Annotated in this window: 15 protein-coding genes, 1 tRNA gene and 1 pseudogene; 10 read left to right on the forward strand and 7 right to left on the reverse strand. The window is 71.8% G+C overall.

What is annotated here, in order from left to right; genetic code table 11:
* Positions 1–9: 9 nt before the first annotated feature.
* The gene (locus tag GA0070603_RS27525; protein WP_091319688.1) at positions 10–780 is read right to left on the reverse strand and encodes an AraC family transcriptional regulator; all 771 of its coding nucleotides are present in this window, start codon (positions 778–780) and stop codon (positions 10–12) included.
* Between the two features lie 87 nt (positions 781–867).
* On the opposite strand from GA0070603_RS27525, the gene GA0070603_RS27530 reads away from it, so the two are divergent.
* The 7 genes and pseudogenes from GA0070603_RS27530 (at position 868) to GA0070603_RS27555 (ending at position 6,919) form a co-directional block, all read left to right on the forward strand.
* The gene (locus GA0070603_RS27530) at positions 868–2,310 is read left to right on the forward strand and encodes an MFS transporter (protein ID WP_139131940.1); all 1,443 of its coding nucleotides are present in this window, start codon (positions 868–870) and stop codon (positions 2,308–2,310) included.
* A gap of 26 nt (positions 2,311–2,336) precedes the next feature.
* Positions 2,337–2,819 carry a MarR family winged helix-turn-helix transcriptional regulator gene (locus GA0070603_RS27535; RefSeq protein ID WP_091319695.1) on the forward strand — a complete coding sequence of 161 codons (483 nt, stop codon included), beginning with the start codon at positions 2,337–2,339 and terminating at the stop codon, positions 2,817–2,819.
* Between the two features lie 51 nt (positions 2,820–2,870).
* Positions 2,871–3,215, forward strand: a pseudogene (locus GA0070603_RS32510) (transketolase); the annotation flags it as partial.
* 27 nt (positions 3,216–3,242) lie between these two features.
* Positions 3,243–5,669 carry a thiamine pyrophosphate-dependent enzyme gene (locus tag GA0070603_RS27540; RefSeq protein WP_425270521.1) on the forward strand — a complete coding sequence of 809 codons (2,427 nt, stop codon included), beginning with the start codon at positions 3,243–3,245 and terminating at the stop codon, positions 5,667–5,669.
* A 111-nt stretch (positions 5,670–5,780) separates the two neighbouring features.
* Positions 5,781–6,218, forward strand: coding sequence for a DUF3052 domain-containing protein (locus GA0070603_RS27545; protein ID WP_091319704.1), 438 nt, complete (start codon positions 5,781–5,783; stop codon positions 6,216–6,218).
* A 79-nt stretch (positions 6,219–6,297) separates the two neighbouring features.
* A complete protein-coding gene (locus GA0070603_RS27550) occupies positions 6,298–6,765 on the forward strand; it encodes a peroxiredoxin (RefSeq protein WP_091319708.1) in 468 nt (155 codons plus the stop codon).
* Positions 6,766–6,844: 79 nt separating this feature from the next.
* Positions 6,845–6,919, forward strand: a tRNA-Val gene (locus GA0070603_RS27555).
* Positions 6,920–7,018: 99 nt separating this feature from the next.
* Here the strand turns inward: GA0070603_RS27555 and GA0070603_RS27560 are convergent.
* Entirely contained in the window at positions 7,019–7,729 is a 711-nt protein-coding gene (locus tag GA0070603_RS27560; RefSeq protein ID WP_208862953.1) for a tyrosine-type recombinase/integrase, read from the reverse strand.
* A 212-nt stretch (positions 7,730–7,941) separates the two neighbouring features.
* Between GA0070603_RS27560 and GA0070603_RS27565 the strand changes: the two genes are divergently transcribed.
* Positions 7,942–8,373 carry a hypothetical protein gene (locus GA0070603_RS27565; protein ID WP_091319715.1) on the forward strand — a complete coding sequence of 144 codons (432 nt, stop codon included), beginning with the start codon at positions 7,942–7,944 and terminating at the stop codon, positions 8,371–8,373.
* A gap of 210 nt (positions 8,374–8,583) precedes the next feature.
* Here the strand turns inward: GA0070603_RS27565 and GA0070603_RS27570 are convergent, their stop codons facing one another.
* The 3 genes from GA0070603_RS27570 to GA0070603_RS31310 form a co-directional block, all read right to left on the reverse strand.
* Entirely contained in the window at positions 8,584–9,018 is a 435-nt protein-coding gene (locus tag GA0070603_RS27570; protein ID WP_091319717.1) for a hypothetical protein, read from the reverse strand.
* 338 nt (positions 9,019–9,356) lie between these two features.
* On the reverse strand, positions 9,357–9,824 hold the full coding sequence (locus GA0070603_RS27575; RefSeq protein WP_091319720.1) for a hypothetical protein: 468 nt from the start codon (positions 9,822–9,824) through the stop codon (positions 9,357–9,359).
* 777 nt (positions 9,825–10,601) lie between these two features.
* Positions 10,602–10,982 carry a hypothetical protein gene (locus GA0070603_RS31310; protein WP_139131941.1) on the reverse strand — a complete coding sequence of 127 codons (381 nt, stop codon included), beginning with the start codon at positions 10,980–10,982 and terminating at the stop codon, positions 10,602–10,604.
* Between the two features lie 900 nt (positions 10,983–11,882).
* Here GA0070603_RS31310 and GA0070603_RS27585 point away from each other — a divergent pair.
* Entirely contained in the window at positions 11,883–12,545 is a 663-nt protein-coding gene (locus tag GA0070603_RS27585) for a Type 1 glutamine amidotransferase-like domain-containing protein (RefSeq protein ID WP_091319727.1), read from the forward strand.
* Here the strand turns inward: GA0070603_RS27585 and GA0070603_RS27590 are convergent.
* Positions 12,540–13,511: a DMT family transporter gene (locus GA0070603_RS27590; RefSeq protein ID WP_091319731.1), complete on the reverse strand. Its 972-nt coding sequence runs from the start codon at positions 13,509–13,511 to the stop codon at positions 12,540–12,542. The genes GA0070603_RS27585 and GA0070603_RS27590 overlap by 6 nt on opposite strands.
* Before the next feature lie 72 nt (positions 13,512–13,583).
* On the opposite strand from GA0070603_RS27590, the gene GA0070603_RS27595 reads away from it, so the two are divergent.
* On the forward strand, positions 13,584–14,519 hold the full coding sequence (locus tag GA0070603_RS27595; RefSeq protein WP_091319734.1) for a LysR family transcriptional regulator: 936 nt from the start codon (positions 13,584–13,586) through the stop codon (positions 14,517–14,519).
* Positions 14,520–14,597: 78 nt separating this feature from the next.
* Here the strand turns inward: GA0070603_RS27595 and GA0070603_RS27600 are convergent, their stop codons facing one another.
* Entirely contained in the window at positions 14,598–15,824 is a 1,227-nt protein-coding gene (locus tag GA0070603_RS27600; protein ID WP_091319741.1) for an epoxide hydrolase family protein, read from the reverse strand.
* Positions 15,825–15,850 lie beyond the last annotated feature (26 nt).

Raw genomic sequence — 15,850 nt, forward strand, 5'->3', positions numbered from 1 at the left:
GGCGCCGGCTCAGCCCAGCAGCCGGCGCAGCCCGCCCGGGGTGTGGCCCAGCTGGGCCCGGACCGTGCGGGTCAGGTGGGCCTGGTCGGCGAAGCCCAGCTCGGCGGCCAGGCCGGCCAGGCTCTCCGCGCCCTCCTCCAGCCGGTCGAGGAGGCGCCCGACCCGCAGCCGGTTGCGGTAGCGGGTCAGCGGCACCCCGACCCGCGCCTGGAACTCCCGGCTGAGCCGGTAGGGCGAGACCCCGAGCGCCCGGGCCAGCGGCAGCAGCCCGGCGGCCTCGGGAGCGCCGTCGTGCAGGGCGGCACGGGCCCGCTCGACCAGCCGCCGGTCCCGCCCGCTCCCGCCCGCCGCCGGCCCGGTGGCCCCGCCGACCAGGCGGACCAGCCGCTCGGCCGCCGCGTGGTCGGGGTCGGCCGCGGCCCGCAGCAGCAGCCGGTGGGCCAGGTCGACGCGGGCGTCGACGTGCACCACGGCCGGCACCCGCCGGTCCGCGAACAGCTCCCGCCACAGCCGCTCCGACAGGTGCACCGAGGTGCAGTCGTCCCCGCCCGCCGGGTGCGCGAAGCGCTCCTCCTCACCGGGCACGGTCAGGTAGGCCACCGTCGGCTCGACGAACTCGGCGCCCCCGCGCCCGGCCCGGCGGAAGCCGCCGCGGCGGGTCAGCACCAGCCCGTGCGCGGTGGCCGGCTCGGGCGCGGACCAGCTTGTGTGGTCGTCCCGGCACCGCACCACGTCGATCGAGAAGTCCGGGTGCGCCAGCACCGGCACGGCGGTACGCATGCCGGCCAGCGTAGGCCGACCGGGTGACAGAACCGTCCCGCAAGGATCGACAAGACCGCCGCCCGCCCGGCCGGCAGGGTGACTGTCGTGACCGAGTCGAACCGCCGGACCGCCGCCCTGCTCACCGTCCTGCTCACCGGGCAGGCCATGGCCTCCATGGACACCTCCATCGCGGCCGTGGCCGCGCCCGCGATCCGCGCCGACCTGGCCGGGCCGCCGGCCGTGCAGCAGCTCGTGCTGGCCGGCTACACCCTCACCTTCGCCGTGCTGGTGGTGGTCGGGGCCCGGCTCGGCGCCCGGCACGGCAGCCCGCGGATCTTCCGGCTCGGCCTGGCCGGGTTCACCCTCGCCTCGCTGGCCTGCGGCCTGGCCCCGGGGCCGGTCGCGCTGGTGCTGGCCCGGGTGGCCCAGGGCGCGGCCGGCGCGCTGATGGTGCCGCAGGTGCTGGCGCTGATCCAGTCGGCCGTCCCGGCCGCGGCCCGGGCGCGGGCGATCGGGGCGTACTCGATGGTGCTGGCCCTCGGCGTGGCCGCCGGGCAGGTCCTCGGCGGGCTGCTGGTGACCCTCGACCTCGGCGGGCTGACCTGGCGGCTCGCCTTCCTGGTCAACGTGCCGGTCGGCGTGGTGCTCCACCTCGCCGGGCGCCGGGTCCTCGCCGGCCTGCCTGCCGACCCGCCCCGGCGGGAGCCGCTGGACCTGCCGGGCGCGTTCCTGCTCGCCGCCGCGATGCTCACCGTGGTGCTGCCGCTGGTGCTCGGCGGGGACCTCGGCTGGCCGCTGTGGGTCCGGGCCGCCGCGGCCGCCGCCGGCGCCGCCGGGCTGCGGCTCTTCCTCGGGTACGAGGCCCGCCGCGCCCGCCGCGACGCGGCCCCGCTGCTCGACGTGGCGGTGCTGCGCCACCCCGGGGTGCCGGCCGGGCTGCTCGCCTGCTGCGTCGTGATGGGCTGCTACGCGGGCTTCCTGTTCGTGCTCACCCTGCGGCTCCAGGACGGGCTGGGCTTCACGGCGCTGGCGGCGGGAGTGGCCTTCCTCCCGTACGCCTCGGGTTTCGCCCTGTGCGGCCTCGCGGTGGCGCGGCTGCCGGAGCGGGCCCGGACGGTGCTGCCGGTCGCCGGCCCGCCGGTGCTGGCGGCGGTCGTGGTGGCACTGGCCGCACTCGCCGCGGCCGGCTGGCCGTGGCCGGCGGCCAGCGCGCTGCTGGTGGCCGGCGGAGCGGCGCACGCGGCGGCGTTCAGCCCGCTGGTCACCCGCCTCAGCGCCGTCGTGCCGGCCGGCGCGGGCGCGGCGCTCTCCGCGGCCGTCTCCACCGGCACGCTGCTCGCCGCCGTGCTGGGGGTGACAGTGGTCGGCGGCCTGCACCTCGCCCTGGCCGCGGCCGGCCGGCACGGCGCGGCGCTCACCCTGCCCCCGGCGCTCCTGACCGCCGGTCTGCTGCTGGCCGGCGCCGTCGCGGCCCGGCGGGCCACCCGCCCGGCCCCGGAAGCCCGACCGGTCCCCAGCGGCCCCGAGGTCGTCGGGTCACGGCCGTGACCAGGGCCGCACGTAGCATGGGTGGCATGGCGCAGTCCACCGTCCCCACCGCCGGCTCCGACGCGGGCGACCGCTCCGGCGTGGCCGGGGACGCGGTGCGCCGGATCATGCACATCGCCTCGGCCATGCGGCACTACCAGGACGAGGAGATCGCCGCCCTGGGGCTCACCCCGGCGGCCGCCCGCGCCCTGCACGAGCTGGACCCCGACCGCCCGCTGCCCGCCCGCGACCTCGCCGAGCAGTTGCGCTGCGACCGCTCCAACGTCACCGCGCTCGTCGACAAACTGGAGCAGGCCGGGCTGGTGGAGCGGCGGGTCGACCCGGCCGACCGGCGGCAGAAGACGCTTGTGGTGACGGCCGAGGGCCGGCGGGTCCGGGAACAGGTCCGGCTGGTGATGTCCGACTCCCGACTGCTCGGCGGGCTCACCACCGGAGAGCTGGCCACCCTCCGCGAGCTGGTCTGGAAGGTCTCCGACGGCGGTTGCCCGGAGCGGTGCGGGGAGTCCTGACCCCGGCCGGGCGGAACGTGTCCGAGTGGGCGAGGTGGCCTCCGGTCGGTAATGCTGTCCGACGTGAGCACCCCGCAAGATCTCGACGACCGGTTCCGGGCGGCCCTCACCGCGCTCGGCGCCCCCGCCCGGCGGCGTGCCCTCGGTGAACCGCTGCCCGGCGGCGCGCCGCTGACCGGGGCGCAGGCGCTGGCCCTGTTCGACGCCCAGTTGACCAGCCGGCTGCTCGACCTCGCCGGGCGCTGGCTGCGCAGCTTCGGCGAGGGGTACTACACGATCGGCTCCGCCGGCCACGAGGGCAACGCCGCGGTGGCCGCCGCGCTGCGGCCGACCGATCCCGCCCTGCTGCACTACCGCTCCGGGGCCTTCTACTGCCTGCGCGCCGCCCAGGCGGCGGGCGCCTTTCCGGACGGCCCCGCCCCGCTGATCCCCGATCCGCGCACCCCCGGCGACGACGAGGCGGACGCGGAGCCGGCCCTCGACGCCGGCGCACCGGAGCCCGAGGAGGTCACCGGAACCTGGGCGGCCGCCCCCGACGCTGATCCTTCCGACTCCGGTGCCGGGTCATCCGACTCCGGCGCTGGTTCGTCCGGCTCGGGCGTTGCCCGGTCCGGCCTCGGCGCTGAGTCGTCCGTCCCCGGCGCAGGCCCGTCCGACCGTGGAGTGAGTCCGTCCGGCGGCGGGTCGGGTTCGGACGTGGAGATCGGGTCCGGCGAGGCGACGTCGACGGAACGGCCATTGGCCGACGGCGAGGAGGCGCCGGGAGTTCCCGTCCCGTCCGGTGCCGGTGCCGGTGCCGGTGCCGGTGCCGAGGTCGAGGCGGCGAGCCTGCCGGCCGGTGTCGGGGTGGCCGTGGACGCCGCCGGGTCGGCGACGGCCGGCGTACCCGAACTGCCGTTGCCGGACCCCGACGACGCCTACGCGGCCGCGGCGCGCGACGTGCTGCGCGGGATGGTGGCCTCCGCGGAGGAGCCGATCGCCGGGGGCCGGCACAAGGTCTTCGGCCGGGCCGACCTCGCGGTCATCCCGACCACCTCCACCATCGCCTCGCACCTGCCCCGGGCGGTCGGAATGGGCCTCGCCCTGGAGCGGCTGCGCCGTAACGGCCGGCGGGCCGACGGGGACGCCGCGCCCTGGCCGCCGGACGCCATCGTGGTCTGCTCGTTCGGCGACGCCTCGGTCAACCACGCCACCGCCACCGCGGCGTTCAACACCGCCGGCTGGTACGACCACACCGGGCTGCGCATCCCGGTCCTCTTCGTCTGCGAGGACAACGGGCTCGGTATCAGCGTGCGGTCACCGCGGGGCTGGGTGGCCGCGACCCTGCGGGCCAGGCCGGGAATCCGCTACTTCGCCGCCGACGGCACGGACGTGGCCGAGGCGTACCGGGTGGCGGGGGAGGCGGCGGCCTGGGTGCGCCGGCACCGGCGGCCGGCCGTGCTGCACCTGAGCACCGTGCGGCTGATGGGCCACGCCGGCGCGGACGCGGAGACGGCGTACCGGAGCCCGGCCGAGATCGCCGCGGACGTGGCGCGGGACCCGCTGCTGGCCACCGCCCGGCGGCTGGTCGAGGCCGGCTACGCCACCGGCGAGGAGTTGCTGGCCCGGTACGACGAGCGCGGCTGGCAGATCCGCCGGCTCGCCGAGGAGGTGCTGGACGAGCCGAAGCTGGCCTCCCCGGTCGACGTGGTGGCCGAACTGGCCCCGCGCCGGCCGGTCCGCATCTCCCGGGCGGTCGCCGACGCGGGGACCCGGGCGGCGGGCCCGACCGCCGGCGCCCGTGCGGAGGCGTTCGGCGGCAGGCTGCCGGAACTGGCCGGGCCGCTGACCCTGGCGCAGAGCATCAACGCGGCGCTGACCGACGGGATGCTCGACCACCCCGGGATGGCCGTCTTCGGCGAGGACGTGGCCGTCAAGGGCGGGGTGTACGGGGTGACGAAGGGCCTGCGGGACAGGTTCGGGGCGGCGCGCGTCTTCGACACGCTGCTGGACGAGACCTCGATCCTCGGGCTCGCGCTGGGCGCGGGTGTGGCCGGGATGCTGCCGGTGCCGGAGATCCAGTACCTGGCGTACCTGCACAACGCCGAGGACCAGATCCGGGGCGAGGCCGCGACCATGCGGTTCTTCTCCCGGGGGGCGTTCCGCAACCCCATGGTGGTCCGGGTCGCCGGGCTGGCGTACCAGGAGGGGTTCGGCGGGCACTTCCACAACGACAACTCGGTGGCCGTGCTCCGCGACGTGCCGGGGCTGGTCGTCGCGGTGCCGGCCCGCCCGGACGACGCCGGGCCGATGCTGCGTACCTGCCTGGCCGCCGCCGCGGTGGACGGCGCGGTGAGCGTCTTCCTGGAGCCGATCGCGCTCTACCACACCCGCGACCTCTACACCGACGGCGACGGGGAGTGGCTCGCCGAGTACGCCGAGCCCGGCGCCTGGGCCGCCCGCCACGTGCCGATCGGCCGCGCCCGGGTCTACGGGGTCGGCTCGGCCGAGGACCTCACCATCATCACCTTCGGCAACGGCGTCCGGATGTCGCTGCGCGCGGCGGCCACCCTGGCCGACGAGGGGATCGGCAGCCGGGTGGTGGACCTGCGCTGGCTGGCCCCGCTGCCCGTGGCGGACATCGTCCGGGAGGCCTCGGCCACCGGCCGGGTGCTGGTCGTCGACGAGACCCGCCGCTCCGGCGGGGTGGGCGAGGGGGTGATCGCCGCGCTTGTCGACGGCGGATACGTGGGCACGGCGCGCCGAGTGGCCGGACTTGACTCGTTTGTACCATTAGGTCCGGCAGCGCGTCAGGTTCTGGTCTCCGAGGAAGCCATCACCCAGGGTGCCCGTACGCTGCTGGCACGGTAAATTCCGTTCCACCCGGTGCGCCACTTGCGCGGCGAGCCACAACTGTGTGGACTGGGCCCGACGGCGTCGGACGACGCCACGAGCAGGGATGAGATGAGGAGGCACGCGACAGTGAGCGCGACCGCTGGTCAGGCCGCCGACGGGGTACGCAGCCTGGCGGACCGGTTCGGGATCGAGCCGGGGATGGTCGTCATGGAGATGGGCTACGACGACGACGTCGACCAGGATCTCCGGGACGCCCTGACCGACCGCTGTGGAGAGCTGGTCGACGAGGACACCGACGAGGTGGTCGACTCGGTTCTCGTCTGGTACCGCGACGGCGACGGCGACCTCTTCGAGCTCCTCGTCGACGCCCTCGGACCGCTGGCGGACAACGGCGTGGTGTGGCTCCTGACCCCGAAGGCCGGCCGCGACGGTCACGTCGAGCCGAGCGAGGTCGCGGAAAGCGCGCAGACCGCCGGCCTCCAGCAGACCTCCACCATCAACGCGGGCCGCGACTGGAGCGGCGCCCGCCTCGTGCTCCGCCGCGGGTCGAAGGGCAAGAAGTAGGGCCCGGTCCGCGCCCCGGCGGCCGGTGTCGCCCCGTGTGGCAGGCTGATCATCTCCAGACCCGATCCAAGGAGCTCGCATGCCCATCGAGGTTGGCGCCGAGGCGCCGGACTTCGTGCTCAAGGACCAGAACAACCAGGAGGTCCGGCTCGCCGACTTCCGCGGCCGGCGCACCGTGCTGCTGGTCTTCTACCCGCTCGCCTTCACCGGCATCTGCCAGGGCGAGCTGTGCGAGGTACGGGACAACCTCAACGAGTACGTCAACGAGGACGTCCAGGTGCTCACCGTCAGCGTCGACTCGGTGTACGCCCACAAGATCTGGGCCGACCGGGAGGGCTACCAGTTCCCGCTGCTGGCCGACTTCTGGCCGCACGGCGCGGTGGCCCAGGCGTACGGCGTCTTCAACGACGTCGCGGGCATCGCCAACCGGGGCACCTTCGTCATCGACAAGGCCGGCGTGGTCCGGTTCGCCGAGATGAACATGCCCGGTGAGGCCCGGGACCAGCAGGGCTGGCGCAAGGCCCTGGCCGAGGCCGTCGCCGCCTGATCCCACCCGGGCACGTCGTTCGACCGGGTCGGAGGCCGGCAGGTAAGCTTGCCGCTCCGGCCCGCCGTACGGGCGTTCCGGGCGCGTAGCTCAGTGGGAGAGCACTCGCCTTACAAGCGAGGGGTCGCAGGTTCGAAACCTGCCGCGCCCACCACCACCTGACCAGGCAAAATCCGCCCGCACCTGCACAACTTGCCGGGGCGGGCGGAGTGCCTGACATCCAAGCCTGACATCAATCGCTGGGTTGAATGCCTCACCCAGCTTTTCGCAGGGCCTCCGTCTGTTCGGCCATCCCGCTGTGTACGTAGATCATCATCGTGACATCCACGTGTGAGTGACCCGCGATGGCCTGGGCGATGTGGGGCGGCGTCCCGAGGCTGAACAGAAGCGTCAGGCACGTGTGCCGAAGATCGTGAAACCGGATGCCCGGCAGCCCCGCCCGATCGCGAACGCTATAGAAGTGCCGGGTCAGGTTCCGCGGCTCGATCGGCGTACCGACCCGCAGCTCACCGCTGGCTCTCACGAGGTTCTGTCTGACGGTGAGTGTCTTTCTATCGAGGTCGACGTCCGACCAGCGCAGGCCAAGCAGCTCACCGCGTCGAAGGCCCAGCATGAGGGCCAGGACGTAGAGCGAGTACCAGCGGGTTGGCCTGACTGTCTCCAAGAGCCGTTGGGCCTGGAGAATGGCTAGGCCCTGGCCGTCTTCGTAGTCGGGCGTCTCGACCTGGACCAGTCTGGCGACGTTGTGGGTGACGAGCCCCTCCCGAACGGCGTTCTGCAGGGCGTTACGCAACACCGCGTGGATGTACCGGACCATTCGCACCGACAGCCCTGCCTGCCGCTTCGCAGTCAGCAGCTTCCGGACATCCTGCGGCGTGAGCACGACCTCGGTCAACCAGTGGTGCAGGTACCTCTCCAGCGTCCAGGCTTTGACGGCCAGGGGGACCCCCACGACCCGTTCCACCAGCGACCACGTATCTCCACGCCCAGCACCCTAATCGAACAGACGTTCGAGTCGGGCGGCTACGGCGCGCCTGGCACATAACGTGACCGTGGCCTTACCCGACAAAGGCTCAATGTCCACTTCTCCCGCCTGATGTCGTCCGATCGTCGGATCTAGATCGGCCCTCCGGGTCATTAGCCTCGGCACGATTCGCGACAAGGAACGGAGACGCAGTGCAGCAGAAGCTTCAAACCCGTGCGTTCGAGCAGGTGACGCCGATCCTGCAGCCCGGTGAGCAGCCGGTCGTGGCGACGCGGGCCATGGTGGGAAAGTTCTCGGCCGGGCGACTCGGGACGGTCGTCAGCCAGGCGATCAGGCTTGAGGGTGGCGGAGCGTTGTTGGGGGCGGCGCTGGCGTCGACCCGTAAGCAGTTCGTCGTGCTCACCAACCGTCGACTGATCTTCCTGCCGCAGACGTTCCTCGGGGGCCCCGGAAAGAAGGTCCTCGGTGAGGTGGCCCGTGAACACGTCTCGCTGGCCGAGGCCAAGATGGGCGTCGTGAGCCTGCTGCGCCTCGCGTTCGGTACTGCGGGCGACGGCGTGGCTCTCACCTTCCCCCGGGTGGACAAGAAGAACGCCGAGGCGCTCGCGGAAGCCCTTCGGTAGGCTCCGGCGCCTGATCCCGGGTCGGCTGCCGGCTGTGATCCGACAGCTGAGGTGCGACGCAGCTCCGCCAGGTGATGTGCGACAGATCCAGCAAGCTAGGGGCGACAGGATGGCCGCCGACGCAAGGTCTGCTATGCCGATGGGAACTCGCTCGCCGCAGGCTGCCGCGACCAGCGTCGTGGCGGGCACTACGGGCCGGGTCCTCAGCTCCTAGCTGGGAGAGTTCTGTAGCTGCTCGTGGAGCTGGCCGGCGGTATTGAGCACCGCAACGAAGTTGAACACCTGGATTTGATCGACGGCGAAACTGCCCGTGACGATCGGCGGTGGCGCGTAGGCGTAGATCTGGCTGGCGTCCAGGTGAAGCCCGCGCCGGTGGTATGCGGCCATGGCGAGGGTGGCCAGAAGGTACCTGTCCTGGCCACCCTCGGTGTCCAGTTCGGCGGTTAGGTCGGCACGGGAGTCCCACCCCCGTACGAGCTGCCCTTCGAAGGTGTCGAGGAACCACCACGCCCCGTCGGCAGACTCAAGGAACACATCGCCGAACAGTGAGGTGAACCGCGGAGCCTTGCCGGCGAGATCCAGCCAGTCCCATGACTCCAGCGCCCGAGCGTACTGCTGCTCGCTGAACTGCTTGATCAGTTCCACTGCGCCATTGGATCATGTGCGCGCTCAGGCTGCTCCGGCCGTGGTGGCAGCGAGCTGGCCAGACCGCGGAGCATCCGTTTGTGCCACGATCAGACCGCCGACGTGTCGCAGATCAGTTGGCGGACGAGTGTCGCGCATCAGTCGACGGAGGACAGGGTCGGCTGCCGGCGTGTCGGGCTCCACTTGATGCGTGACACATCGATTCCACTGACGCGTGACGGGTTCCCGCATGACGGGCTGCCGCCGTTACACCGCGTTACTACCCAGCCGGACGCCGGGCGGACTCGACAGTCCGTCAGAGACGCGAGGTCAGCGGCAGGTCAGCGCGCCAATTTTCACTAGTAGTGCGCGAGGATCTGCGCGACCGGATGACCCAGAAGGTCGGCCACGCGGGCCAGTTCGTTGGTGTCAAGTTCGTATCTCGCCCTAGTCGCGTTCAAGGCGCTTACCTCGAAGCGTGCAAAGCCAATCGGGTCCTCGTAATGCAAGGTGTTCAGCTCCACGACGGCACCGCAGCAGGGTACCGCCACGTCCAGGTGGTCGAAGCTCGTGCCGTTCTCGCGGACCAGGTCGCCGAGCCAATGCATGCTGATGTCTCCAGCGCAGCGTGGGCATGTGATCCGCTCCGTGTACATGCCTGCGTCTATCAAGGTCACCCGGTCGTAGAAGGTCTGTTTCACCTCGTCGACAGCATCACCGGGCCCGGAGAACAGGCTCGCCACATAGGCAACGACGGCGGCAGCAGCTTCGGGCTCAGGCTGCCAGCTCGGATCCGTGGGAACCAGACGGATGTAATCATCGCTCACCAGGCTCAGTCTGCCCGGCTCATTGGCTAGAAGCGGAGGCCAGCCCTCTCCCGCCGCCCCGCGTTCACACCGGGTAGCCAACGAGCCAGGGCGTCGTGTCACGCGTCAAGTGAGGCCACGACGTAACGCATCAAGCGGAGTACGACTGCCGGCTGCCGGCTGCCGGCTGTCGGCGGTTGGTTCAAAGTTTCTGTACGTCTTCAAGGCGGCCCTTGACGGGCCGCACGCGCCGCCGCCTGGGCGCGCGCCGGCCGCTGCCGCTGTCGCTCTGCGGCCGTCACGCCTGACGCCCGGCGGCCGGCGCGGAAAGCGGGAAGCCCGGGGCCGCCGCAGACGGGATAGCGGGAAGGGTGGTGGAGGTTCGTCGCCGCAGCCGGCCGCGCCGCGCCTGAGCAGCGCGGCGCAGGAGAGGGCCTGCCGGGTCCGCGCGGCAAGCCCCAAGCATGGGGGCGGTGGCCGCGGAGGGCATGCCGGTCGTCCAGGAGCCGGCTCCGCAGCCGCTCAGGGTCAGGTCAACTGCTCACCTGGGACGGGGAGGGTGGCCGCCGGTGGCCACCCTCCGACCCCGGGGACCGGGGCGAGGTTGGGTCAACTGCGCCACTGTGGCGGTGTCCGCTGGGGCGCGGTCCGTGACACGAGAGCCCACTCAGTCCGTTCCGGCAGCGTCCGTCCGTGCGTCAAGGCACGCTTGACGTCGCGGACCGGGCGGCGGCCCGCTCCCCAGGAGAGCGGGTCGACGGCAGACGGTAAGGATGGCAGCAGAAGCGGGGGGTCAGGTCACGCTGTGCGCTGACGCACGCCGCGGGCGACTCGGACAACGATCCAGATGCCGCCGGCCAAGAGACTCAGACCGAACAAGGCGATGAGGGTCTCATAGGTCCGAGAAGCATCGCCGAGAGGCGGCCCATCCGGCGGCAGGCCATCCCAAGCGTTCCAAGAGGCATAGACAAACAGCACACCGACAACTGCCAACGCGAGCGCCACAAGCAGAGCCGCGGCCCGCCCGACCCACACCAACATCGCAGCAGTATTGCAGCAAAAGCCACCTCCGGGCGGATTGCTGTCGACAGCAACGCTGACAGCAACCGGGCCGCACAGCGGCACACCGACGGGGGCTGGCACGGACGAGAGTTTGAGCGTGCGGCCGTTCCCGGACATGTGCATACGGGATGCACAGAGCTTGTAATCGAGACGTCGGAGCCAGGCGGAGTCAGCAGCGAGTCAGCGAACCGCCTGCTGCGCGACGACAGTGGTCGGAACGAACGACGCAGCTGCCGTGTGCGAGCGGACGGGATGGCACCTGTCGGCACTGGCTGACAACCACGACCAGGCTCCCCCGGCGGCGGTCGTAGCCCGGCCGCGCGTACTACCCAATTTTAGCCTTTGACAACCTTGGTTGTCAGCGGGACTCTGAAGTGCGAGGCCACTAGTGAGGGGGTCAGTGATGCGGGAGCTAACCCAGGACGAGCGACAGGACCTGCGGCGGCAACTGGGTGCTATTGCCGCCGAATGGGCGCAGCGGCTGAACGACTCCGATGTGGATGCGCACGGCGGGGGTGCTCACAAGCCGAGCTACGCGGAGGGGATGCGGACTCACCTCGCGCGGATGGCGGCAGGTGAGCAGATGGGCAGCCTTCTCGCTGACCTCGTATCCGCTAGCGCCGAGGAGGCGGTGCAGTACGGTGCTGGGTATCCCGAGCTTGGTGCGGCGGTAGGCGTCAGCCGGCAAGCAGCACGCAAGCGATGGCCTCGCCTATCGATCTCGAAGAGGCGCACCGGCGAGTGGAAGCAACCGCCTGGGAGCATCGGTTGGGCCGGGAGCCACCTGGGCTATCCCGGACCGCCGGGGGCAGCCTGAGAACCTGGCTTGACATCCGTGGCTGACATCAACGGCGGCGGCTGCGGCCGGACATGGCGTACGGACCTCGCCTGCGGCCCGGACGCCATGGACGTCAGCGGACGCTGCGAGTCTCGCCGAAGCGCCTTACAAGCCGATGAGTTCCGGCACGGTCCCAGGTCTTCAGATACATCCACCCCGCGTGTGAATCTGGAGGCACCGTGAAGCTCTTGCTGACGTCAGGCGGCGTCACGAACCCAAGCATCCACTCGGCGCTCGTGCAGCTCCTCGGCAAGCCGATCGCCGAGTGCCACGCCCTCTGCGTCCCGACAGCACAATGGGGTCACCCGATGTGCGGTCCGACATCGGTGCGGGGGTTCGTAGCCGCGGAGCCCGGGTTCCAGTACCTGTCCGGCCTGGGTTGGGCGTCGCTCGGCGTCCTCGAGCTCACCGCCCTGCCCACCATCGGCGCGGAGCGATGGGTGCCGTGGGTCCGGGAGGCCGACGTTCTCCTGGTCGACGGCGGCGACGCGACGTACCTGTGCCACTGGATGCGGGAGTCCGGGCTGGCCGATCTGCTGCCATCGCTGCCCCACCTGGTCTGGGTGGGAGTGAGTGCCGGAAGCATGGTGATGACGCCCCGGATCGGAACGTACTTCGTCGAGTGGCCGTCCGCGCCGGACGACCGCACCCTGGGAGTCGTCGACTTCTCGATCTTTCCGCACCTGGACGCCTTCCCGACGAACACCCTGGCCGACGCGGAGCGGTGGGCCGCCGACATCGGTGTCCCGGCCTACGCCATCGACGAACAGACGGCCATCAAGGTCGTCGACGGCGTGGTCGAGGTGGTCTCCGAAGGGCAATGGAAGAAGTTCGGGTCATAGCCGCCCGGCTTCCGTGAGTCGCGTCGATGGACGTGACCCACCGACTGCGGCATCTCCCGTGACCGGGCCACCAGCCCTCGCCCTGCCCGTCGGGCGGACCTGGAGGACCGCCACGGAGGTGAGCACCAGGGCGCCGCCCGCGAGCTGGACCGGGCTCAGTGATTCCCCGAGGGTGAGCGCGGCCAGTGCGGTGGTGACCACCGGCTCGAAGGTCGACAGGATGGCCGCGGTCGACGGGCCGGTACGCCTCAGGCCGGCGAAGAAGGTGAGCATCGCCAGGACGGTGGAGACGACGGCGATGCAGGCCAGCCAGAACCATCCCGGCGGGCGGAAGTCGAGGTCGACCCCGCCGGTGAGCGCGGCGCCGAGACCGAGGGTGCCGGCGGCCCCGGTCATCACCAGCGCGGACAGGACCACGGGTGGCAGGCGGTGTACGACGGTGTCGGCGACGAGGATGTAGACGGTGTAGGTGACCGCGGCGCCGAAGGCCAGCAGCGCCCCGACCGGGTGGAAGCTCACCCCGCCGGCGCCGAGCAGCACCAGCAGGGTTCCACCGGATGCGGCAAGCAGTGCGGCGGTCCGCCCCGGCGTCAGCCGGTCCCGGCCCAGCAGCACCGCCGCCACGGTGACCAGGACCGGGTAGGTGTAGAGGATCAGGGACAGCAGCGAGGCGTCCATCAGTCGTAGGGCGGAGAAGAACAGACCGGCCTGTGCCGCGTACCCGACGGCGCCCAACGCGATCGCGGTCGCCAGCACCCGGCCGGTCGGTACGGCCCGGTGCTCGCCCGGTTCCGCCCGCCGTAGGCCGGGCCGCAGGAGGAGGACGACGCCCAGCAGCGCGGCTGCCAGGCTGAAGCGCACCAGCAGCAGGGCCGCCGGTGAGACGCCCGCGTCGTACGCGAACTTGCCGAAGATCGCCATCGCGCCGAAGCACGCCGCGGACACGAGACACAGCGCCGGACCCATGCGACGAGCATCGGCCACCGTACCCATCAGGTCCAGCGATGATTGGTGGAGTTGAATCGTTAGAGTTTCCGAATGGTCGCCCTGGATCTTCGCCGTCTCCGGTTCCTCCGGGAGTTCGAGGAGCGGGGCACGCTGGGAGCTGTCGCCGCCGCGCTCGGCTACAGCCCGTCGACCGTGTCCCAGCAGCTGGCCCTCCTGGAGAAGGAGACGGGTGCCCGGCTGTTCGAGAAGGCCGGGCGCGGCGTGCGGCTCACCGACGCCGGGCGGCTGCTGGCCGGGCATGCGCGGGTGCTGCTGTCGGCGGCCGAGGCGGCGGAGGCGGACCTGGCGGCGCTGGGCGGCGACGTCCGGGGCACCGTGCGGGCCGGCGGCCTTCAGTCGGCGGCCCGCCGCCTGCTGGTGCCCGCCGTGGCCCGCATGGCGGCCGACCATCCACGGGTACGCGCGGAGATCTTCGAACTCGAACTCGAACAGGCCCTGCCCGGCGTGCGGCTGGGCGCGGTCGACCTGGTGATCGCCGACGAGTACGACGGCCACCCCCGGCCACGACCGGCGGGGCTCCGCTTCGCGGTCCTGCACGAGGAACCGTTGAAGGTCGTCCTGCCGGCAGCCCATCCGCTCGCCGCGCCGGGGACGCCCGTCCCGATCACCGCGCTGCGGTCCGACGTCTGGACCGCCTCCGCCGAGGGGACCGGCCACCACGCCATGGTGGTCGGGACCTGCCGGTCCCTCGGCGGGTACGAGCCCGACCTGCGACACCGCTCCAGCGACGCGGACGTGCAACTCGAACTGGTCCGGGTCGGGGCGGCCGTCGCGTTGCTGCCGGCGTTGACCCTGCCGGCCGGCGATCCCGCCCTCGCCGCCCGGGACGTCGCCGAAGCCGCCGTCCGGCGCCGCCTGGTGATCGTCACCCGGGACACCCCGCAGCCTCCCGCACTGACCGCCTTCCTGGCGGCCGTGACGGACCAGGCCGGCAGGATCACGCAGGGTGGATCCGCGCCCGTCTAGACCGCCACCGCCGCGGGCGACGGACGTGGGCGCACCTCCACACCTGGATGAGATGCGGAGGTCCGCCCGGCGACACCGCTAGCGGAGTGACCGGAAGGCGGTGCGGAGTTCGTCGCACAGCAGTTCCGGCTGCTCCCAGGCCGCGAAGTGCCCGCCCCGGTCGAGCTTGTTGTAGTGGATGAGGTTCGGATAGGCCCGCTCGGCCCAGGATCGGGGCGCCTGGTAGAGCTCGTCCGGGAAGACGCTGACGGCGGCGGGGACGGAGACGTCCTTGGCGCCGAGGAAGGAGAGCTTGTTCTCCCAGTAGAGGCGGGCGGCGGAGACGCCCGTGTTCGTCAACCAGGTGAGCGTGATGTTGTCGAGGATGTCGTCGCGGGTGAGCCCGCCGGGCTGCCCGGCGAAGGCCCGGCAGATCAGCTCCAGGCTGGCCGCGTCGTGGTCGCACATGAAGGTGGCCAGGGCCATGGGCGAGTCGGCGAGACCGATCAGCGTCTCCGGACGTGTCGCCATGATCAGTGCGTAGGCGGAGTGCTTCCAGAAGAAGTCCTGCTGCTCGCAGGCCCGCCGCTCCTCGTCGGAGAGGTTGGCCGGAAGCTTGGACATCGCGTTGTTGATTCCGGTGATGTCGGACTGGACCAGGGCGTCGATCTCGGGCGGCACGGTGCTCGGCATGTTGGTGTGGATGCCGGCCAGTTCCGGCGGCGCCTGCACGCCCATGACGTTGGTGATCAGTGCGCCCCAGTCGCCGCCCTGGGCGACGAACCGGTCGTAGCCGAGGCGTTTCATCAGCTCGGTCCAGGCACGCGCGATGTGCTCGGGCCCCCAGCCGGGTTCGGTGGGCTTGCCGGAGAACCCGTAGCCGGGCATCGACGGGATCACCAGGTGGAAGGCGTCCGACGCGGACCCGCCGTGTGCGGTGGGATCGGTGAGCGGACCGATGATCTTCAACTGCTCGATGATCGATCCGGGCCAGCCGTGGGTGACGATGAGCGGCAGCGCGTCCTCGTGCCGGGACCGGATGTGCAGGAAGTGGATGTCCAGCCCGTCGATCTCGGTGATGAAGTTCGGCACCGAGTTCAGCCTCGCCTCGACCTTGCGCCAGTCGTACTCCTTCTCCCAGTAGCGGGCGAGCGCCTGGCTCGTCTCCAGCGGCACGCCCTGCGACTGGTCGTTGACGAGTTGCTTGTCGGGCCACCGGGTGGCCGCGATCCGCTGTCGCAGCGCCTGGAGCTCCGACTCGGGGATCTCCACGGTGAACGGCCGGATGTCGGTGGCGCGGGCGAGGGTCTGCGTCTTGACGGCCACGAGGGCCTCCTTCTCCTCGGTCTGTG

The organism is Micromonospora chersina, from assembly GCF_900091475.1.
GTDB lineage: Bacteria > Actinomycetota > Actinomycetes > Mycobacteriales > Micromonosporaceae > Micromonospora > Micromonospora chersina.